The sequence below is a fragment of the Desulfoconvexum algidum genome (assembly GCF_055382125.1).
Window position 1 is genome coordinate 5,773,148 of the sequence record NZ_AP042394.1, and the last position, 21,451, is coordinate 5,794,598.

The window sequence follows — 21,451 nt, forward strand, 5'->3', positions numbered from 1 at the left end:
TCCCCCATTTTGATAAACACTGGGAGGAACTAAATTCAGGGGGCATTATTTTTTTTGGTTTTTTTTCTTCTTCATATCAATATACCACTCCTCTTTACCATAAAGCCTGTCCGAACATTCCGGGCAGATGCCATGGCTGAATGCGACATCGGCATGGCTTTCAATATAGGATTCAATCAGATTCCAATACCCTTTATCATCCCTGATTTTTTTACAGGTTGAGCAAATGGGGATAAGGCCGTTCAGGGTTTTAATCTGGGTCAACGCATCTTTCAGATCCCTGACCAGTATCTCTCTCTCATTTTGGATCAATATTCTCTGGGTGATATCCCGGGTGATATGAACGGCGCTGATAATTTGTCCGGCATCATTGAATATGGGATCAACGCTTATGAGCATCCAGCGCTCGTCACTCGTCTCAATCTCAACGCTCTCTCTTTTTTTTGTTTTGAGCATTTTGGGAAGGGGACAGGCCGCAACGGGATGATCTGTTCCATGGAGTAATTTGCAGCATTTAAGCCCGATGGCGTCTTGTACCTTCAATTGAAAATATTTTTCCACTGTACGGTTTGACCTTAGGATGATGGAATCCAGATCAATGATGGATATCCAATCCTCAATGGCATCCACTGTTTTTTCCCAATCCTTTCTGGCGGCCCGTTTAAATTTGTTACTCTCTTTATTTTCCTGTACCTGGCATCTAAGATGCGTATTCATCTCTTCCAGTTCAAGGATCCGCTTGTTGGCATTTTTTTGATCAAGGGGCATTAGATACTCCTTTGGGGGTTGACCTATTGTCACATGGAGTGCCAAAATTTCGTATACCGCTGGAAACCTGAAGTCCGATCAGTTCTTTACATCACGATAAGGAGTTGCTTCGTCATTCCATATTTTAAGCACCGCTGCTATTCATTCTAAATAAGCAAAAAACGGTCCATCCTTTTTAGTTTTATGGCCTCTTTTATGGGCCTGGGCTTCATGGGAAGACCCATACCCGGGAAATCGTTACTCTGTCGGATGCCGGTTAATCTTAAGTTTTCTCATCCTGGAGGCAAAGGTGGACCGGTTGATGCCCGAGGCCTTGGCAGCCCAGGTGATATTCCAATTATGTTTTTTCAACAGGGAGTTCACATAGGTTTTTTCCAGCCCCGGCCAGGTCAATCCGGTGAGATCCACCATGAACTCATTGTCCGACGGGGACAAAGGAATGCCGGCAACGGCATAGGGGTCATCTGTCAGAGGAAGTTGCTCCCGGAAATGGGGAGGAAGATTGGCCGCCTGAATAGACTCCTCCGGGGTGGTCACCATCAGATATCGGATCAAATTTTCCAATTCCCGGATATTTCCCGGCCAGTGATAGGCCACCAGATACTGCATGGCACCGGGCATCATCTTTTTTTCTTTTGTATTGGCCTTGGTGGATTCTGTTTCAAGAAAATGCTTGACCAGCAAGGGGATATCTTCCCGCCGCTCCCGCAAAGGCGGCAAATGAACCGGCAAAACAGACAGGCGATAATACAGGTCCTGGCGGAAACTATTGTCTGCAATCATTGCCTTGATATCCTTATTGGTGGCAGCAACAATTCTCACATCAATATGCCGGGCCTTTGTCTCCCCCAGGGGTTTGATCTCATTTTTCTGCAGTACCCGGAGCAATCCTGCCTGGGTGCTCATGGGCATGTCCCCTATCTCATCTAGAAATACCGTCCCCCCGTCCGCAGCCTCAAACAGGCCGGCCCGATCCCGGGTGGCACCGGTAAATGCCCCTTTTTTATAACCGAACAATTCACTTTCCAGGAGGGTTTCCGGGATGGCAGAGCAATTCTGGACCAAAAAAGGTTTTTTCCTGCGGGAACTTCGCTTGTGCAGCCTTTCGGCAACCAACTCTTTTCCCGTACCGCTGTCTCCTGTTATCAATACATGAAAATCCGTGTCTGCATAACTTTTAACAAGGCCCATGCTTTTTTGAAAACTCTCGCTCTGGCCAATAATAAGGTTCTCCGTTTGCATCCGGGAAAGGGCAGATTTCAGATAAAGGGCCTTCTTTTTTTCAGTGGAAAACAAAATGGCATTCCCCATGGCAATGGAACAGATATCCACAAGGTTTTGCAGGGTTTCCAGATATTCCCGGTCCAGATTCAACCGGGTTTTACCCGGTGTGGTGTCAATAATTTGTACGGCGCCATAGACCTCAGTCTCACTCAAAAACAGAGGGAAACAAAGTATTTGACTGCTCTTCACTGCAAAGGCCTCTTCTACTTCCCTGTGATGACGCCGGTCACTCCTGGTTTCTGCAATGGTCATCTGTTTATTTTCTATCACCCATCCCACGATACTGGGAACTAGGCTTTCCAATACCACGCCTTTTATGTTTTCACTTTCGGCCCCGGCGGCTTCCACACAGACATAGGACTCTTTTTTTTGTATCCAGATGGATCCCCTTCCTACATTCTGTATCTTTATCAGGGAATTTAAAAATTTTTTCTGGAGGGCTTGTGGATCAAGTTCCTTAAACAATTCAATCTCAGGTCTGGGCATTGGCACCTCTTGTTACTAACTATATTTAAGCATTATAACTATATAAGAATACCACATGTCAAATACAACCAGTATCCCCATCAACACATTGCGTATCTTAAACTTCAATAAAATATATCGAATAAATTCAATAAGATCAAACAATATTTTTGCAATCTGGCACAAAACATGAAACAATGAAGTTTAATTAGGCGTTTAAGTAAAGGTTTGAGCAACCATTTAAGAAACCTCACCAAAACCGGTTTCAACTGGAATCAAAGGAGTAGCGCATGGAACAAAAAGTGAGGATTGACAATCTTGACACGGCCCGGCTTGTCTGTCCTGAATGCCATCGGACCGAAACCCTGCAATTGTCCGAATACAAATTGACCAAGCGCCACACCCGGGTTAAATACAAATGCAGCTGCGGCCACACCTATATGGTCATTCTTGAGAACAAATCTGACCCCCAACAAGACACCATGCTGGCGGGTACCTTTCTGTCAACAGAAGATAGCAAATGTTCCGGCAGGATGATCATCAAAAGACTCAACAGCAAGGGGATTACCCTGAAAACCAATATGGATCAAAAAATTTTACCGGGCATCAACCTGGTTCTGGAATTTGTCCTGGACGATGGCAAACAATCCATTGTTAAAAAACAAGTCCGGGTTCTGGCCAGGAATGGCAGGTACCTGACGGCTGAATTCACCGAAGAAGAACATGATGACAATCTGGGGCCCTATCTGTTTTTCAACAAACTATATGTTTAAGCGACACCCCTACATCAACGAATAGGGGTCCACATCAATGGCAATGGTCACCTGTTTGATGCCTTTTATGGAAGGATGAACCCGCATGGCATTTACCAGGCGGCTGATATGGATGGAAGAAATGCTTTTGATCAGAATCTGCCATCGGAACCTTGAAGAAATTCTGTGGATGGATGCCTCTATGGGCCCAAGGATCTGCACGGTCTCTCTTATTTTTGGAGCGGCAGATAACAATTGCTTTAAAATATCAGCCACCTGTTCAACTGTCTTTGCAACCTTTTGTTCATCCCTGCCCGATATTTTCAATTGGATCATCCGGGTAAAGGGCGGATACATCAACGCCTTCCGGAAAGGCACTTCATGGTTAAAAAAGTCCATATAATCTTGTTGTCTGGCCGCCTCAATGGAAAAATGCTCGGGATTATAGGTTTGCATGATCACCTTCCCCGGCTCCTCGCCGCGGCCCGCCCTTCCCGCCACCTGGGCCAGCAGCTGAAAGGTCCGCTCACTGGCCCGAAAATCCGGCAGACTTAAGCTAAGATCCGCACAGACCACCCCCACCAGGGTGATCGAAGGAAAATCATGACCCTTGGCCAGCATCTGGGTTCCCACAATAATATCAACGGTCCTGTTCCGGATACTTTTCAGCAGCTTTAAAATACTCCCCTTTTTGGAAGTGGTATCCTGATCCATCCTTGTCAGCCTTGCATCTGGAAACATGGACTTGAGCATGGTCTCTATTTTTTCCGTACCAAACCCAAAATTTTGAATTTTTTTGGAATTGCACTCGGGACAAGAGACCGAGGCCGGCAGGGTGTGCCCGCAAAGATGACATTTATAGATGTCTTGCCCCTTATGAAAGGTCATGGTCACATCACAGAACTTACAATTAAGGGATTTGCCGCACTCTTTGCAGGCCGGGAAAGTGGCAAAACCCCTTCTGTTTAAAAAAATCAATGCCTGGTTGCCCCGTTCAAGGCAGGCCCGAATCTCAATTGCCAACTCAGGCGTAATAATTCGTTCTGTCCCCCTGAAATCCTTATATTTTTTTAAATCCACCAGGGTAATTTTTGGCAGCGGATTTTGGTTGACCCGGCGTTCAAGGGTGAGCTGGGTAAATTTATGGTCCTTCACATTCTGATAAGATTGAACCGAGGGAGTGGCAGATCCCAGGATAACCGGACAATCCTGCATTTTTCCCCGGACAACAGCCAAGTCCCTGGCATTGTATCGCAACCCTGTTTCCTGTTTATACGAGGTGTCATGTTCTTCATCCACAATAATCACCCCGATATTTTCAACGGGGGAAAAGATGGCGGACCGTGCTCCGATAACAATACTGACCTTGCCAAGGGCCAGCTTGCGCCACTGGTCCAGACGCTCCCCATGGGTGAGCATGGAATGGATCACGGCGATCTTCTCCCCAAACCGGGCCCGGAACCGCCGCTCGGTTTGAGAAATCAGGGCAATCTCCGGCACCAAAACAATGGCGGTTTTACCCGATTCAACCGCATCTGCCGTAAGGCGCATATAAACCTCGGTCTTGCCCGATCCAGTGACCCCTGTCAACAGATAGGGAATAAACCCTTTGGATCGATTTACCCTTACGGTTTCAATCAAAATTGCCTGCTCGTCGGTGAGGGTGGGCGGGGTATCCGGCTCCACCGGATCCCCCAGGGGGTCCCGAAAAACCTGGCGCTGGACGATTCCGATATAGCCTAGTTCGGCAAGGGGGCCAATCAACCTTGCTGCAGTAGGGACATGGGCCTTGAGGCTTGTCATGGAAACTTCTTGCCGTTCCCGGACAATGCTCAAAATCTGTTGGCGTTTCTGGGAAATCCGAATCGTATCTGGGGGTACTTTGCCCAAATCCTGAATAAATTTTTCTCGTTTGATATTGGCTATTTCTTTTTTCAAAATAGCAGAAACCGTCAGCAGGTCATTTTTTTCCATCTTGCGGACCAGGGCGGCAATGGAAGGGTTTGAGCTGCTTTTTATCAATTGCTTGAGGGTACACCCCTCTCGTTTCTTTAAAAATTGGATCACCCCGGCCTCACCAGGGGCAAGACCCCCTGTAGAAAAGGCAGTTATCCCCGAAGTCGTTACAAAAACGCAGGAGACATCCTGCCGGTCAAGGCCTGCGGGAAGGGCTGTTTTAATCACCTCTCCCAGGGGATAAATATAATATTGAGCCACCCATTTAAAAAAAGGGATCTCATTCACCGGAAACAAAGGATGGTCATCCAACACATCCAAAATATTTTTGGCTTTGTAAGGGCCGCAACTTTCCTGTTCCCCAAGGATATAACCTGTCACCCGCCGCCTGCCGAAAGGGACCAGAACCCTCATGCCTATGGCACATTGTTCCCGCAGATGATCCGGCACCTTATAAACAAAGGTAATATCCAGGGGCAGTGTCACGCTGACGTCTATGTAATCTGTTTGGATCATGGGGTCTATTGTGCACAAAAAAAGATTAATTTCAACATCAGACTTATTTTCTTGACTAAAAAACCTGTGTTTTATAATTATGAATAAGATATATATTTTCGTCAAAGCAATACAAGAAAATAAATTAATAACAGACACTATAAAGCGATATAGGAGGCACCATGGCTGTATTTGTAGAGGACCATCCTCTCATTAAACATAAATTAGGACTCATGCGGCAAAAAGACATCAGCACCAAGGACTTCAGAGAATTGGCATCTGAGGTGGCAAGGCTTTTGACCTATGAGGCCACCAAAAACCTTGCCACTGAAAAAAAGGTCATCGAAGGCTGGGCCGGCAAGGTTGAAATCGAAGGCATCAAAGGTAAAAAAATTACCATTGTCCCCATTTTAAGGGCAGGATTGGGCATGATGGACGGGGTTCTCGACCTGATCCCTTCGGCCAAGGTCAGCGTGGTGGGTTTTTACCGAAATGAAGAAACACTTAAGCCGGTTCAGTATTATGTCAAGACAGCCAGTGCAATGGAAGAAAGAACCGCCTTGATCCTTGATCCCATGCTGGCCACCGGCGGTACCCTCATTGCCACCATTGACCTGCTAAAAGAGGCGGGATGTAAAGAAATCAAGGGGTTGTTCCTGGTGGCAGCCCCGGAAGGAATTGCCAAAGTAGAGGAAAAGCATCCGGATGTGGATATTTATACGGCAAGTGTGGATGAATGCCTCAATGATATCGGCTATATTCTGCCAGGGTTAGGAGATGCCGGCGATAAAATTTTCGGGACCAAATAAGCCACTTTTAAAAAAGATAATCATTAGGTCCTATACAAGGGCCCATGAAACCAGCACTTGGGTCTCATGGGCCTTTGTTTTGTTTTGTTTGGCAAGCGCCCTTGAAATTGACTGTAGTAACTGTCATAATCACTTTCACATGGAAATCATGGAATCCCAATGCCCCTTGTGCGGGATGGTTTACGGCGTTACTCCCTGCCATTCCCATAGTTCAGAATTTGCAAAAGCCGCCGGAGTCAATTATTAATATGTCTGAAATAGATACCATAAAAAAACGAATGGAAGCCCTTGAAATCTTGATCAAAGAAACCCGCGACCGGCTGCCGGCCCACTCAACAAAGCCGCCGGTCATGATGGAACTTTTAGACTATGAAGATGAATATGAAGCCCTCACAAAACAACTGGGCGCCATTAAATCCAAGGGATGAATATGGAATACCTTCAGGTCTTTGACGAAAAATTAAAGGTGTGTATGCTAGCCTTCCAGGAATTTGTTTTTTCCCCTGAAAAAGCAAAAATTCTGGGCGCCCAAATAACGGGGCAGTCCTTTATTATTAATTTTTTCAACCGGAAAATTATTGTTTCCAAGCAAAGTTTATTGGATACAGAAGGCCGGGATCTCACGCCCGCAGTGAAGGTGTTGCTGTTAAAATACTTGCTTTTGTGCCCGGATCGTATCCATGAGACCACCCATAAACTGGTGACATTTAGGGAATTTTCAAATGCCAGTCCCCTTTTCTCAAGCTTCACCACCAATACCGCCAAGATTATTGAAACCACATTTTCAGGGAATCTGGCTAAATTGGAAGCCCAATGCGTCAGACTTGGCGGCACCATTGTGGAAACCGCCGCCCATGATTTAAGCGTTCGGTTCAGAGCGCTGCACCGCATCCCCATCATCCTCAACTTCAATGACAGGGAGGAGATGCTGCCGGCCAATGCCTCCTTCTTGTACCATGACAATGCAGACGCCTACCTGGACCTGGAAAGCCTCATGCTAACCTGCACCTACCTGACCGGACTGCTCATCCGGACAGACATCTGACACCCTTATTTTTGTGGGCTTTTAAACGGGTTTTGATACAAATACAGGACAAAAGAGGAACCAAGGCCCATAAAGTGCGTCAAAAAATTCCAGTACAGAGCAGCATAGAGCAGAAACGAGGCCATCCATAAAACCCCAAGATTGAACAGGTAGGTAGAGACCACCCCATTGCCCACCCGCTTTTGGCCGGCAAAAAAAGGCGCCCCTCCCCATGGTGACGATTCTCGTGTAAAAATCGGGTCGGATAGACGGACAATTTTAAGAGGGGTAATACGATAATCATCAAGATTATCACGATTTCTCACCAGGTCCACCAGACTCTTGTTCTGATATTTTTTTTCCAGGGCCTGGTATCCTACTTCGCCCATTTCTTTGATACGACCCGCTTCCAGGGAGCGACGCTCCTTATCTGCAATCTTTCTTCGCTTGCGAAAAGATTTCACCACGACTGCCAACCCCGCCTTCAATTGCTTTGCAACCAGGCGCGAGTAAGCTTCCGGTTCAAAGGCATTTGCCGGCAAAGAAAGGTCCAGACCCTCTTTAACGGCCAGCGTCGCAAATTCATTTTTCAGCAGCCCCAGGGCTGTTTTTATAGATTCTGAATCTTGGGATCCAGATGCTAAAAAGGGAAAATCGATCTGGGAACGAAGCTCAGGCACATAATAATTGATCATATAATCGGCTCGATTGATCCTGCCATCCAGTTCGGTGTAGGGGGCCTGGAAACGATTGCCGCAAAACTGACCCACAACCGCTGCTTCAAACCCCCAGCGGGAGGGCATGATATTCCCGATGACCGGCACCCGGTTATCAAGGGTATGGGAAGGGATCAGATCATCAAAGGAGACCACCATGCCACCGATGATAATCTGGGGCACCAGCAGCAGCGGAATCATGATATAGATGGTCACCGCTGTTTTAAAGGCGGCGGATATGTTGAGTCCGATCATGCTGGCGCAGACCGAGCAGGAAAAAAGCACCAGCCAAAATTGGAGGGTGTACTCGGGGATCGCCAGCAGGGTGTTGCCCACCAGAACATAAAGCCCCATCTGGACAGCCCCCACCATGCACAGGTACATCACCTTGGCATTGATATAGCTGAACCAGCTCAAATGGAGAAACCGCTCCCGGCTTAAAATTTTGCGGTCCCGGATAATTTCTTCAGCACTCACCGATAGCCCCATGAACAAGGCCACAATCACACTCATAAAAAAATATACCGGAATATTATGATTGTCGCCAAACGAATAGCCCTGGGCCGTTTCAACCCGTGAAATAGAAGCGATAACCCAGGCCAGAAAAGGGGCTTCCAGCAGATTGATGGCCAGGTACTGCCGGTTTGCCAACCGGGCCAGAAGGTTGCGTTTAAAAAAAATGGCCAGCTGCCCAGCAAGACCGGGACGTTGAAGGGCTTTGGCAGGCGGTGCCATTTCCCGGGGAAAAACAAATTTTTCATCCGATCTTGTTTCTTGATGCCGGCCATGCCAATCCGCGGGTGAAAAACGGCGCTGGGCGATGGCATAACCCTGGCTGTCCAATTCTTTCATCTCGATAATATCAAAGATCTGTTCCGGGTTGACATTCCCGCATTGGGGACAGAGGCACTCTTCGGTGCCGGCCTGCCAGACGGCCTTTCGAAAATACACAACGGCGTCAATGGGGTTGCCCGTGTAAATGGGCCGGCCCCCCTTATCCAGGATCCATAGCTGGTCAAACATCTTGAAAATATCCGAAGAGGGCTGATGGATAATGATAATGATCAATTTGCCCTTATTGCTTTGCTCTTTGAGCAGGGAGATAACATTCAGGGAATCAGCAGAGGAGAGCCCAGAAGTAGGCTCATCCACAAAAAGAATAGAGGGTTCCCGAATCAGTTCCAGGGCAATATTGAGCCGTTTTCGCTGGCCCCCGCTGATGGTTTTCTCAAGAGGTGATCCCACGGTAAGCTCGGAGGTTTCCAATTGATTCAATTCATCCAGAAGACCTACCACCCTTTCTTTGATGGCCTTTTCATCCAAATCCGCAAGACAGAGCCGGCTGCTGTAAAAAAGGTTTTCATAGACGGTCAACTCATCAAAGAGCAAATCATCCTGGGGGACAAACCCAATCACGCCCTCAAGTTTTTGTTTGTCGCCATAAAGATCCAGGCCGTTTATAAGGATTTGACCTCGCTGGGGTGCCATGGAACCGTTAAGGATACTGATAAGGGTTGACTTGCCCACACCGCTGCCCCCCATCACCCCGACCATCTGACCGCCAAGGGCATTAAAACAAAAATCGTGAAGACCATTGTCACTGCCCGGAAAACGAAAATCCACATGTTGGGCGGCAAACACCATGGCCTCTTTTGGGTCAAGGGGCTTAAAGGCGGCAACGATATCGGCAAAATAAACAGGGACGGAATGAACATCGCGTAATATCGCCCCCGTAGGCAGCAGACAAAAGGCCCCGGGTTTTATCGGAATACCGTTTAAGGTCAATTTACAGTCTCTGTGGGCGGCCAAAAACAAGGTATCAATATCATCAATATGAAGAACGGTGGCCCCCCCTGTAAAATGGTCGCACACCAGGGATTTACAGGCTGTCTTGACCAAATCTTTTTTTGAATGAACAAAGAGCAGATTGGGGCCGAGGGACTCCATTTCTTCGGTCTGATAGAGCAAGGCCAGCATATCGCGAAGAATAGGCGCTTCAATTACAAAAGCTTTGCCGGCGGCATCGGCAAGGTTCGACAGCATATCACCTTGATCCGCCTGGAAGGTTTTTGCAAGTTCAAAGAACCGAAGTAAAACCGCGTATTGTTCAGAACGGGGGATATGTCCCGCAAGATTGCCGCAGATAGCCGTGGTCCGAGAAATAATAAATTCCGGATCAGGCGCCTCATCGTAAAAGTCAAGAAATCCGTCGAACAACCCCATGTATGGTTCAATATTAACAATACACAGATAATCGGACAGATAGGCCCCCACGACTTCACGGGCGTTTGCACGCCCGGATGGGTCATAACAGGAGGACAACAGTGCAAAAAGATGCAAAATACCATTTAAGGTCAACTCTGAAATAACCATCCGGGCACCTAACTAATTCAATAGATTAACTATTTGGAAACAAGTCCCCTTGTCTCTCCATCCAGTATGGCCTGACGCTCAGGAGCGATAAGTTTGCGCAGACCATCGACGTCCCGCTGGGTAAATTGCGACACCAACAGCAGATTATGAACCTCTCCGATAAAAGCCATCCGCCCGTTAAACTCGACTGCTCGTTCAAAGGCTTCGTCTCCCCGAAATACATTGAGGGTTTTGATCAGAAACTCGATCCGGTCTTGCTGGGTGTTTAACAATGCCAGCATTTCCGGGGTATAATCTGCCAGGGCAATGGATTCGGTAACGATGTACATGCCTTCAATCATCATGCCGTAAATCATATCCACCAGCATATCAAGGTGTGCGTCCGTTGTGATCCCGTTGGCCAAAAAATTTGATGCCCCTTCATTCAATGCATCTGTCCAGGCTGCAAAATCCTGGATCGTATCGGGATTTTCAACCAAGGCTTTCATTTTCGGAGACAAGGGCATGGTTAACCCGATTTTTTCATACAAGGTTTTCCGGGCAGCAAGAAATTTGCCCAGATCCTTTTTCTGGAGAAACAGCCCGGCATAACCGGCATCAAATGTGTAGATACCGGCCATACCCGCCAATTGCTCGTCAGTGGTATAGCGCAAAAGGTTTTGGGTATCCGCTGTCAAAAATTTTTGATAGGAAGCACCCGCCCCTTTAAGCTGTTGGTTGGCCTGGGCAAGACCTTTGTACTGGTCCATCACCACCTTGACCTGATCGCGAAATTTAAGGCCGGCATCACTAAATGTCTCATGAAGGTCTTGGTCCTCTCCCTGGGTACTCTTGTCAGCGGCCAGGACACCGTTGGCACAAAAACTCATGATAAAGATCGTAACAACTGCAATTACAAATACTTTCACTAATATTTTCCTTTTAAAATTTTGACTATTTGACTAAAAGTGAAATTTTTCCGAATTCATCTGTCCATTCGGAAAAGCCATCATGACTATACCAAATCAATAATTTCCGCAAGGCCCCTTTGTTAATATTCAAGAATGGATTTAGTGAATTTTTGACAGGCCACTATCAAAAGCCATGACGCAAGTGCTCTTTCCCTTTGCCTTGGCCGCGTACATGGCAGCATCGGCTTGTTTGATCAGGGCATCCGCTGTATCTTCGTGATCCGGAAAAATGGCGGCTCCCACGCTGCCTCCAATCCGGGCAGTTCCTGCTTTGAGCTGGAAGGGTTGGCACAACGCCTCCACAACCTTCTCTCCAACCCGCCTGGCATCTTCCATCCCTTTAATTTCAAATAGGATTACGGCGAATTCGTCCCCACCAAGACGTGCAACAGTATCGGGTTTGCGTAAAATTTTCTTCAAAGTTACACCCACCTTTATCAGCAGCTCATCTCCTGCACCGTGGCCCATGGTGTCATTGACGGCTTTAAAGCCATCCAGGTCGATATACAACAAACCAAGCCTTCGTCCATGCCTGACCGAATGGGAGATTCCCTCTTCCAGCCTGTCGAAAAAAAATTTTCTATTGGGAAGGCCGGTCAGCGGATCATACAGGGCCAGTTCGACAAGTTGGGCTTGAGATATTCGGCGTTTGGTTATCGCCAAGGCCAATTGCCACGCACCATAAGAGATAAGGACAAAAAGCCCTGCACCAATCTTGAACAGCCTACCCATCAATGCCCGTGTGTGGTTGGTCATGACCTCAGGAGGGATTTGGGACACCAGTACCCAGGAATACTTAGAGGGGCCCAAACCTATCGCAAAGGGTCTATGAGGTTCACCCGAGCCTGAACGGAATCGGAAACCTTCTTGCAATGGATAAATGGTGGTGAATGTAAACAATCCATTTTTCGTCTGCATTTGCCCAACCCCCTGCTGCCGAATCATGCGCCATTCTTCGGGATACACCACAGCAAACGAGATCTTGGCCCGGTCTTCAAACATGAACCCCCATTCCTTTTCATTTTCCGGGTTCAACAACCAGTACCCTTCTGTGTTGACCAGCATGTTCGCACTCTTCTTTTCTGCCTGTTCTGCCTTAATGAGCTCCAATAGGTTAGCAGCAAGGTAATTGAGCAGCACGATGCCCCGTTTCACCCCCTTATTGTCAAATACGGGCGTACCAAAGCGAATCATGGGTTTGAGAGGCTGTTCCACCCGGCCTTGCTCCATATTCAAATCCAGGGGAGAAACAAAAACCTCCCTTTCCCCCAACACAAAAGTATCCATGAAATAATAACGCCTGGACTTGCTCTGCAGTTTTTCCTCGGGCACAATTTCGGGCTTTCCGCCAGCGAAATTGACCCGAACTCTCTCCATACCGTTGGTGTCCAGATAGCGGATTTGGTCATAACTCTTTTTGGCCACCAACATTTCTGTGTATTCGGCTTGAATGGCCTTCTTCTCCTGGGGATCTCCCGACGCCAGGTATGTAAGCAGTTCGTTTTGACGTGACAGGAACAAAAGATCTCCAACGATGGTATCGAACTTATCTCCAATAGCAATACTTTGAAGACCCAGGGAATTTCTTTCCTGCACCTTTATTTCGGAAAGGAATGTATTGAACTCCGCCCGATAGAGTAAAGCGACCGAACCTGCCAGCAACGAACCAACGGCAAGAAAAATTATGAAGAATAAATTCATGGCTTTTGAGGTAGGTTGAGCGAATCTGTTCTGCATCCATTTTCTCCTGAGTATTAGTATAATATCTTGCTTTTTGTCCTGACAAAACAAAGGATTAATAAGAGAGAACTGCCCAGGACAGGACGGCATAACGGGTGAATTTCCCAATGGAAACCAGGGTCAAAAAAACCCAGAGGCGTATTTTCAACATCCCAGCCACCACGGTCAAGGGGTCCCCGATAACAGGAACCCATGCCAGCAAGAGACTGATGGTGCCATGGGTTTTAAACCGGTGCCGGGCCGTCTCCATCTCTTTTGGGGATACCTTAAATATTTTCTCCAGCATAGGCCCTCCACCGGCGCGGCCCACCCCATAATTCGTAAGTGCCCCCAGAACATTGCCCAAGGTGGCAACAGCCAACACCCCCGGAACCGTGTAATGGTGGAGGAGCAGATAACCCAGCACCAATTCAGAACTCAAGGGCAAAATGGTGGCGGCAAGAAAAGAGGCAATAAACAGCCCCACCAGGCCATAGCCGGTCAGAAATTCCATTCCCACGGCTTAAAATAGTTTATTGGAACAATTTATAAAGGGCCTGGGTCCCATTGTTTTCCAATCCCTTGTCCGCCATTTTTTGGTACAGGGACAGGGCAAGGTCAAGCCCCGGTGTCGATAGCCCCATACGCTTTGAAGCGGCTGTGGCAATTCCCATGTCTTTGATAAAATGCTTGATAAAAAAACCGGGCTGGTCATCCTTATTAATAATCCGGGGCCCCATATTGTTCAGGGACCAGGACCCGGCCGCCCCCTGGCCGATGCTCTCAAGAACGGTTTGGGGATTCAGTCCGGCCTTCACCGCATAGGCCAGGGACTCACAAACCGCTACCATCCCGGCGGCAATGGCAATTTGATTGGCCATTTTGGTATGCTGACCCGCCCCTGCTTTTCCCTGGTATACAATATTTTTTCCCATGATTTCAAATATAGGCAGTGCATCCTCAAAGGTTTGATGATCCCCCCCCACCATGATGGAGAGCGTGGCATTTTGGGCCCCCAGATCTCCGCCGGAAACCGGGGCATCCAGCACATGGATTCCCCTTTGTTTCCCCTCATCATAAAGGGTCACGGCAAGGGCGGGTTCCGATGTGGTCATATCAATGGCAATGCTGCCCGCCTTTGCATTTTCCAGCACACCGTCAGCCCCCAAAAACACCTCTTCAACATCCGCGGGAAAGCCCACAATGGCAATGATAAAATCTGATTTTTTCGCAAGATCTGCAACACTGGCTTCCAGGACAGCCCCTTTTTCCACCAGATCATCGGCCTTTGAAGAGGTTCTATTGTAGAGGTGCAGTCCAAAGCCTGCCGCAAGGATGTGGCCGGCCATGCTGTGCCCCATCACCCCAAGTCCAATAAATCCGACAATTGTCTTTTCCCTTTTTATTTCCATATATTCCCCCTTCCATCATGATCATAATTGTATAAAAAACCATTATTGACAGGTTTTACCCGGTTTTTCAATCTAATTGCAAACTTGCGCCAAACTATGATATGAAAATGTTCATTTGAACCTGTCACCTGCGAAACAAAAGGAAATATAAAAATGAAATGGATTGATCTGAGAAGCGATACCGTTACAAAACCGACAGATTCCATGAGACGGGCCATGGCCGAGGCTGAAGTGGGAGATGACGTCTATGGGGAAGACCCAACGGTTAACCTGCTGGAAAAAACAACAGCACAAATGACCGGCATGGAAGCCGGGCTTTTTTGTGCCAGCGGTACCCAGAGCAATTTGCTGGCCTTGATGGCCCATTGCAACCGAGGGGATGAATACATTGTGGGACAACTGGCCCACACCTATCGCTACGAAGGTGGAGGAGCAGCCGTCCTGGGCAGCATCCAGCCCCAACCCCTGGACCTTGAACCCGACGGCACCCTGGACCTTGAAAAGGTTGCCCGATTTATCAAGCCAGATGATTTCCATTTTGCCAAAACCAGGTTGTTATGCCTCGAAAACACCCAGGGCGGCAAGGTGTTGCCAATGGACTATCTTGCACAGGCCCGCACCTTTGTAAACGCTCACAATCTTTTGCTCCACCTGGACGGAGCAAGGGTCTTTAATGCCGCCGTAAAATTAAATGTTGAGGTGGAAAAGATCACCCGCCATTTTGATACGGTGTCCTGCTGCCTGTCCAAGGGGCTTGGTGCACCGGTGGGTTCTGTGCTCTGCGGCCCGAAAAACTTTATTCAAACAGCCCGGCGATGGCGGAAAGTTATAGGGGGCGGCATGCGCCAGGCAGGCATTCTGGCGGCAGCAGGTCTTCATGCCCTGGAACACCATATAAACCGGCTTGGGCAAGATCATGAAAATGCCAGGCACCTGGCCACAGGCCTATCGCAAATCAATGGAATAGGCCTTGATCCCGGCGGGGTTCAAACCAATATTCTTTTTACGGATATTAAAGGGGATATCTCCAAACTGTACCAGCATTTAAGGGCCCAAAGAATCCTCATCGACCCATCCAATCATTTGCGCCTGGTAACCCACCTGGATATTGACCGCCAGGATATTGAACATACCATTGGGGCTTTCCACTCTTTTTTTATGTGATGGCTTTTTTTATGTGATGGCTTTTAATCTTCACCAACCATTTCTTTTAACACCTTACGCATATAAGGTACCCTGTTCGTGAAAATCCCATGTACTTTATAGTGAAGCGCTTTCTTAAGATCCTTTTTACTGTTGACAGTAAAAGGATTTATCTTTTTTCTTAAAGAACGAGCAACATTCACAGTTTCATCATTAAGATACTTAATATTGGGATGAAGATAATTAACCTTTGTTTCGACAAGCCAGGCTTTCAGGTCTGCCGATGGTTCATCTATAAGAAGAGCTGTCTTCAATTTTGGCCTGTAGTCAGCAAGAACAAGAAGAGGCAGATGAAAAAACGATGAAATGATAATCTGTGACGACATTTCATAATGTTCTATCATATCAACGATTTCTCTTTCCAGGTGCTTTTCCTTCAACTCAATATTGAGCTTAATATCGGCATCCTTTGCCAGAAGAAGCACTTCTTCTAGTAGAGGAACCCGCTCATCCTTGGAACCAAGCCTAACTTTTCTTACTTCTGTAAAATTAGCTTTCTTCAGTGAAATATCATGCCCGGCTATCCGCTGAAGATTGTCATCGTGAACTACATAGAGATGCTTTTTCTTTCCTTTCCGGACATCAAACTCAATCCACTCAGCCTTCTCACGAATTGCCCTTTTAAAGGATACAATAGTATTTTCTGGTTCTTTTTCAGGTGATCCGCGATGGGCAAATAATTTAATCATGGCAAACTCAATCCACTCTATATTTTATTATTATTTTTCAACCACATTTTTTTTAATCGCTACTATTAAAATGAATGGCAAATAACATATTTAATACTCTCCTGCAATAAGTTTATAACACAGTTCTTTCCTGGAATTAACAGACAGAATCATCCTCTTTGCGCTGACCAATGGGAATATACTCGTTTAACCGATTACCGGTATAAATCTGCCGGGGTCTGCAGATCTTCATTTCCGGATCAGACACGTCCTCTTTCCACTGGGCAATCCAGCCGGGCAACCGTCCAATGGCAAACATGACCGTAAACATATTGGTGGGAATCCCCATGGCCCGCAGAACGATCCCTGAATAAAAATCCACATTGGGATAAAGATTTTTCTCTTTAAAATAAGAATCGTTGAGGGCTGCCTCTTCCAGTTTTCGGGCAATGTCCAGCAGGGGATCTTTTTGTTTAACCTTCTTGAGAACAATATCACACATCTCTTTCATAATGGTAGCCCGGGGGTCATAGGTTTTATACACCCGATGCCCAAATCCCATGAGCCTGAAATCATCTTCTGGATCTTTTGCCCTATTGATACAGGTTGCAATGGACAGGCCGTCTTTTTCAATTCTCTCAAGCATCTGGATAACCGCCTGGTTGGCACCGCCGTGCAGGGGACCCCACAGGGCAGAGATCCCCGCGGAAATAGTAGAATAAATATTAACTTTCCCAGACCCCACCACCCGGACGGCGGTTGTGGAACAATTCTGCTCATGGTCGGCATGGAGAATCCAGAACACATTAAGCGCCTGAACCAGATCATCATCAATGCGATAGGGCACCACCACCGAATCAAACATCATATTTAAAAAATTGGCGCAATAGCACAAATCCGGCCGGGGGTAGACCACCCGCTGGCCGATGGATATCTTATAGGCCATGGCGGCCATGGTTCTGATTTTGGAGATGATCCGCAAATAGGTCTTGTTCATTTCCTCTTCAATATCAATCAATTCCGGATAAAAACTTCTCATGGCATTGACCATGGCAGACAAAATTCCCATGGGATGGGCCTTGGACGGATAATTCTGGTAAAAGGCCTTCATATTTTCATGGAGGATGGAAAAATCATTTAAATAGACAGAGGTCCGGGTCAATTCAGACCGGGTGGGCAATTTGCCCGTGATGAGCAAAAAGGCGGTTTCAACAAAGGAAGAAGACTTGGCCAGCTGCTCAATGGGAACTCCTCTATACCGTAAAATACCTTTTTCTCCATCCATATAGGTGATGGCACTTCTACAGGCTCCGGTATTCCCATACCCCGGATCAAAGGTAATAAGTCCGGTTTGCTCGCGCAGGGCCCTGATATCAATGGCGCGTTCGCCTTCAGATCCGGCGATAAGCGGCAGGGTAATTTCACGTCCGTCAATGATCAATTTTGCAACTTTTTCCATACAACCTCCTTTGGCACCAGGCCTGAGAACAAACAAATAATGAAAGGGAAAACCGGTTTAAAAGAAAAGTCAAACCGCTACTAATTTTAGGTGTAACCAATGGTGCGGATGCTAATCCCTGGTTGCCCCCGGGACAGTATAGGTTTTACAGGTTCCAGTGGAGCATTCCCTCTCCTGTGTCTGCACACCCTTGGCACCGCCACCACTGCTGCTCGAATTGCCCATGGCATAGTTTATGGTGGACACCACCCGTTGAAACTCCTTGGACTTACACTTGGGGCAACACACAGAAGTATCATCATCGGATCCCATGACAATCACCTCAAAAAATTCTTCACATTTTGAACATTTAAACTCGAATATTGGCATTTTGACTCCTTGGCTTTAAATTTACAATAGCTCACTAATATAAACACAATTTTGAATTTGTCAAGACAGTCTCTCAAGACAGTCTTTCAAGACGATCCCTGGAGAAGAAGTTCTTGTGCATGGATCAGTGTAGCAGGTGTAATTTCTTGCCCGCCAATCATTCTGGCGATTTCTTCCACCCGTTCTCGTTGGGTTTCAAGGGGAATAATAGAGGTGCAGGTACGGTCATTGACCACCTGCTTGGAAATCCTGAACTGGCTGGCACCATATTTGGCAATCTGGGCCAGGTGGGTGATGCAGATCACCTGGTGTTTAGCGCCCAGTTCCTTTAATTTCAGCCCCACTTTTTCCGAGGTTGCCCCGCCGATTCCGGCATCCACTTCATCAAAAATCAGGGTTTCAAGGGATTGGGTGGTGGACAGCACCGCCTTAAGGGCCAGGACAATCCGTGACAGTTCTCCGCCGGAAGCAATCTTAACAAGGGGCTTTGCAGATTCCCCGGGGTTGGGGCTCAGGTAAAAACAAATTTTATCCATGCCCGTGGAGAAAATCTTTTTTTGGGTCTGGGTCTGGAGATCTTCAGGATTTTCCGATGCCTGATGGGAGATAACGACCTCAAACCGGGCCTTTCCCATTTCAAGGGCAGCCAGTTCTCGCTGGGCAAGATCTGCCAAAACCACCCCGGCCTTTTGCCGTGCCAGGGACAAGGCGTTTGCCTTTAAACGAATCTGCTGTTCAAAGCCCTCTTTGTCCTCTGCCAGTTCCCGTATACTATTTTCCAACTCCTTGGTGCCTGCCAGATCTGATCGCATGGTTTCATATTCTTCAAACAAAGCGGCAAGGCTGCCCCCATATTTTCTTTTGAGTTTTGCGATCAAATCCAGGCGCTGATTTAACAGCTCCAGGGATTCAGGATCCAGGTCGATAGTGGCAGAATAGGTTCTCAGGGTCTCTGCCAGATCCTGGAGCTCAAACCCCATGGACCCCAGACGCTCTGTCACATTGTCCAGGGCATCATCCACCCGGGAAAATTTTTCAATCTGATTTCTCAGGGCTGAAATCCGCTCAATAAGGGACCTTTCCCTGTCATAGATTTCATGAATTCCGCCGTTAACAACTTCAAAAATCTTACTGGCATTTTCGAGCCGATCCCGCTGGATATCAAGTTCCTCATCCTCATTGGGCAAAATACCAGCCGCCTCAATCTCATCCACCTGGAATTGGAGCAGATCCTGTTCCCTTATTTTGTCTTCCCTTTGGGATTTCAGGGAGGCGATTTTTTTGGCGATGGGTAAAATTTTTCCATAAAGAGCAGTGACCTCCTGCCGCAGGGAACAGGTTCCTGCAAACTCATCCAGGATATCCAGGTGGTTTTCCTCCTTGAGCAATCCCTGGTGGGCATGCTGGCTGGAAATCCCGGCCAGGTTCCAGGTGACCTGTTTCAGAAGATCCAGGGTGGCTTGTCTGGAATTGATAAAAACCCGGCTTTTGCCTGTGCTTGATATAAGCCTTCGAATCATCAGCCCTTCGGATCCGTCCATGCCCTGTTCTGCCAAAATTATTGCGGCATGGGAATCGGGCTCAATGTCAAAGGATGCCTCCAACTCGGCCATCTCTTCACCGGTCCGGACAAGGTCTGACGAAGCCCTTGATCCCAGGAGCAGGTTCACCGCTTCTATGATGATGGATTTTCCGGCCCCGGTCTCGCCGGTCAGTACGGAAAGACCATTTTTAAAGGGAATTCTAATGTCGTCAATTATTGCGAATTTTTTTATGGCAAGCTCGCTTAGCATAAAGCCTCCTTGCAAACAAAAGGGCTGAGAACAGATAGGTCACTGCAACCGCAGCAATCAATCTCGGAATCCAAAGCCAGAAAGCGGGAATTCCCAGGGGTAAAAACAAGATCGGGTCCTCGATCATGGCATGGTTAACCCCAATGGAAAGGTGAAGTTTTGTTAATGCCTCTGGATCATATTCATTGGCCCGTGTTTCTTCTACAATCACGGCAGAACCAAAGGCCAGGCCAAAAATAGCAGCCGTCAGCCAGAGCATGCCGCAGGACCGGTCCAACCCCAGCGATACTACTAAAGGGGAAAAAATCCGGGTGATCATTTGAATAATATTAAAAATTTTGGCCAACTCAAGCAATACCATCAAGGGCATGATGATACAAAAAATCTGAAGGCAAAGCTTTGCCGTTCCCGCCCCCCATTCCTGGAGCATGGGAAAAAAAGGTCCCGGACTTTTATCAAGACTGTCCAGGGATAGGACAATTCCCTGGTCAGGGGTCACCCCTATGATTTTTGCACAGACAAAGGTCACCACAAAGGCCATGATCAGCCGAAAGGAAGCCACCACAAAGGGATTGATCCCGGAATTTCCCTGGACAATACTCTCCTGGATCAAGTTATGAGAGATAAGGGTAAAAATGGCCATGAGGATCATGTGATCCATGGAAAATGCCATGACAGAAAGAGCAGCCACTGTTCCGTAAATTCCGGTAAAAAGACCTATGATCAGTACAAGGGCTGCAGATGCGGGCAGGCCAAGCCAGTTCATCACCGGTGTCAGCAAGAAATCAAGACGATAAATAATGCCAAAATGAACCAGCAATGCCGTTAAGAATGAAATGGGCACAAGGATTTTCAACAACCAGATCAATCCACTCCATCCCTTTTTCAGGCCTGCTTTTGTACCGGCCTGAACCCGGGGAAGAACCAACTCAGGGCTGTGTGTCATCAGAAGGGGGCTCTTTATTGATATTTTTTTTAACGGTTTCGTTCACGGTTGCATAGATATCCCGGAAGGATTCATGAACGCTTGCGGGAGACAATCGGCCCAGTTCGATAAATTTGACAATTATTTCCTTACTGGTTCGAAGTATTTGTTCGTCTATGGATTTCATAGAGACCTGAATACCAAAAGAAGCAGACAAGGTCAAGAATTTGCAATGTTTTATCTTTAAATAGTACCCTGTTCCCATCTTGCCAGGGAAGATATAATGCTTATAATCAATTTTCTATTTTAAT

19 protein-coding genes are annotated in these 21,451 nt (G+C 47.2%); 5 read left to right on the forward strand and 14 right to left on the reverse strand.

Going from position 1 to position 21,451, the window contains the following annotated elements:
• Window positions 1-45: 45 nt before the first annotated feature.
• Together ACZ45G_RS26040 and ACZ45G_RS26045 are read right to left on the reverse strand one after the other, a co-directional pair.
• Complete coding sequence (locus tag ACZ45G_RS26040) at window positions 46-768, reverse strand: PAS domain-containing protein (protein WP_464173501.1); 723 nt, start codon at window positions 766-768, stop codon at window positions 46-48.
• A 237-nt stretch (window positions 769-1,005) separates the two neighbouring features.
• A complete protein-coding gene (locus ACZ45G_RS26045) occupies window positions 1,006-2,538 on the reverse strand; it encodes a sigma-54 interaction domain-containing protein (RefSeq protein ID WP_464173502.1) in 1,533 nt (510 codons plus the stop codon).
• A gap of 269 nt (window positions 2,539-2,807) precedes the next feature.
• On the opposite strand from ACZ45G_RS26045, the gene ACZ45G_RS26050 reads away from it, so the two are divergent.
• Window positions 2,808-3,290 carry a hypothetical protein gene (locus tag ACZ45G_RS26050; protein WP_464173503.1) on the forward strand — a complete coding sequence of 161 codons (483 nt, stop codon included), beginning with the start codon at window positions 2,808-2,810 and terminating at the stop codon, window positions 3,288-3,290.
• 9 nt (window positions 3,291-3,299) lie between these two features.
• On the opposite strand, the gene priA is transcribed toward ACZ45G_RS26050, so the two are convergent.
• Window positions 3,300-5,741, reverse strand: a complete 2,442-nt coding sequence (priA, locus tag ACZ45G_RS26055; protein WP_464173504.1) for a primosomal protein N' — start codon at window positions 5,739-5,741, stop codon at window positions 3,300-3,302.
• A gap of 161 nt (window positions 5,742-5,902) precedes the next feature.
• On the opposite strand from priA, the gene upp reads away from it, so the two are divergent.
• From upp to ACZ45G_RS26070, 3 genes are all read left to right on the forward strand, one after another.
• Window positions 5,903-6,529: a uracil phosphoribosyltransferase gene (gene upp, locus ACZ45G_RS26060; protein ID WP_464173505.1), complete on the forward strand. Its 627-nt coding sequence runs from the start codon at window positions 5,903-5,905 to the stop codon at window positions 6,527-6,529.
• A gap of 248 nt (window positions 6,530-6,777) precedes the next feature.
• Window positions 6,778-6,957: a hypothetical protein gene (locus tag ACZ45G_RS26065; protein ID WP_464173506.1), complete on the forward strand. Its 180-nt coding sequence runs from the start codon at window positions 6,778-6,780 to the stop codon at window positions 6,955-6,957.
• A 2-nt stretch (window positions 6,958-6,959) separates the two neighbouring features.
• Window positions 6,960-7,574 carry a DUF3786 domain-containing protein gene (locus ACZ45G_RS26070; protein WP_464173507.1) on the forward strand — a complete coding sequence of 205 codons (615 nt, stop codon included), beginning with the start codon at window positions 6,960-6,962 and terminating at the stop codon, window positions 7,572-7,574.
• A 5-nt stretch (window positions 7,575-7,579) separates the two neighbouring features.
• Here the strand turns inward: ACZ45G_RS26070 and ACZ45G_RS26075 are convergent, their stop codons facing one another.
• The 5 genes from ACZ45G_RS26075 to ACZ45G_RS26095 form a co-directional block, all read right to left on the reverse strand.
• Entirely contained in the window at window positions 7,580-10,642 is a 3,063-nt protein-coding gene (locus ACZ45G_RS26075) for an ATP-binding cassette domain-containing protein (RefSeq protein ID WP_464173508.1), read from the reverse strand.
• A gap of 29 nt (window positions 10,643-10,671) precedes the next feature.
• Entirely contained in the window at window positions 10,672-11,550 is an 879-nt protein-coding gene (locus ACZ45G_RS26080; RefSeq protein ID WP_464173509.1) for a hypothetical protein, read from the reverse strand.
• 141 nt (window positions 11,551-11,691) lie between these two features.
• Window positions 11,692-13,329, reverse strand: coding sequence for a diguanylate cyclase domain-containing protein (locus ACZ45G_RS26085; RefSeq protein WP_464173510.1), 1,638 nt, complete (start codon window positions 13,327-13,329; stop codon window positions 11,692-11,694).
• Between the two features lie 58 nt (window positions 13,330-13,387).
• Window positions 13,388-13,825 carry a YqaA family protein gene (locus ACZ45G_RS26090; RefSeq protein WP_464173511.1) on the reverse strand — a complete coding sequence of 146 codons (438 nt, stop codon included), beginning with the start codon at window positions 13,823-13,825 and terminating at the stop codon, window positions 13,388-13,390.
• A gap of 19 nt (window positions 13,826-13,844) precedes the next feature.
• Window positions 13,845-14,723, reverse strand: a complete 879-nt coding sequence (locus ACZ45G_RS26095) for an NAD(P)-dependent oxidoreductase (RefSeq protein ID WP_464173512.1) — start codon at window positions 14,721-14,723, stop codon at window positions 13,845-13,847.
• A 153-nt stretch (window positions 14,724-14,876) separates the two neighbouring features.
• On the opposite strand from ACZ45G_RS26095, the gene ltaE reads away from it, so the two are divergent.
• On the forward strand, window positions 14,877-15,887 hold the full coding sequence (gene ltaE / locus ACZ45G_RS26100; RefSeq protein WP_464173513.1) for a low-specificity L-threonine aldolase: 1,011 nt from the start codon (window positions 14,877-14,879) through the stop codon (window positions 15,885-15,887).
• Window positions 15,888-15,910: 23 nt separating this feature from the next.
• Here ltaE and ACZ45G_RS26105 read toward each other — a convergent pair whose 3' ends face one another.
• The 6 genes from ACZ45G_RS26105 to ACZ45G_RS26130 form a co-directional block, all read right to left on the reverse strand.
• Complete coding sequence (locus ACZ45G_RS26105; RefSeq protein ID WP_464173514.1) at window positions 15,911-16,615, reverse strand: glycerophosphodiester phosphodiesterase; 705 nt, start codon at window positions 16,613-16,615, stop codon at window positions 15,911-15,913.
• 136 nt (window positions 16,616-16,751) lie between these two features.
• Window positions 16,752-18,053, reverse strand: coding sequence for a citrate synthase (locus tag ACZ45G_RS26110; RefSeq protein ID WP_464173515.1), 1,302 nt, complete (start codon window positions 18,051-18,053; stop codon window positions 16,752-16,754).
• 111 nt (window positions 18,054-18,164) lie between these two features.
• On the reverse strand, window positions 18,165-18,422 hold the full coding sequence (locus tag ACZ45G_RS26115; protein ID WP_464173516.1) for an FmdB family zinc ribbon protein: 258 nt from the start codon (window positions 18,420-18,422) through the stop codon (window positions 18,165-18,167).
• A gap of 86 nt (window positions 18,423-18,508) precedes the next feature.
• Window positions 18,509-20,215: a DNA repair protein RecN gene (recN, locus tag ACZ45G_RS26120; protein WP_464173517.1), complete on the reverse strand. Its 1,707-nt coding sequence runs from the start codon at window positions 20,213-20,215 to the stop codon at window positions 18,509-18,511.
• A complete protein-coding gene (locus ACZ45G_RS26125; protein WP_464173518.1) occupies window positions 20,175-21,161 on the reverse strand; it encodes a nucleoside recognition domain-containing protein in 987 nt (328 codons plus the stop codon). The genes recN and ACZ45G_RS26125 overlap by 41 nt, the downstream gene beginning before the upstream one ends.
• On the reverse strand, window positions 21,145-21,327 hold the full coding sequence (locus tag ACZ45G_RS26130; RefSeq protein WP_464173519.1) for a conjugal transfer protein TraB: 183 nt from the start codon (window positions 21,325-21,327) through the stop codon (window positions 21,145-21,147). Before ACZ45G_RS26130 ends, ACZ45G_RS26125 begins: the two co-directional genes overlap by 17 nt.
• Window positions 21,328-21,451 lie beyond the last annotated feature (124 nt).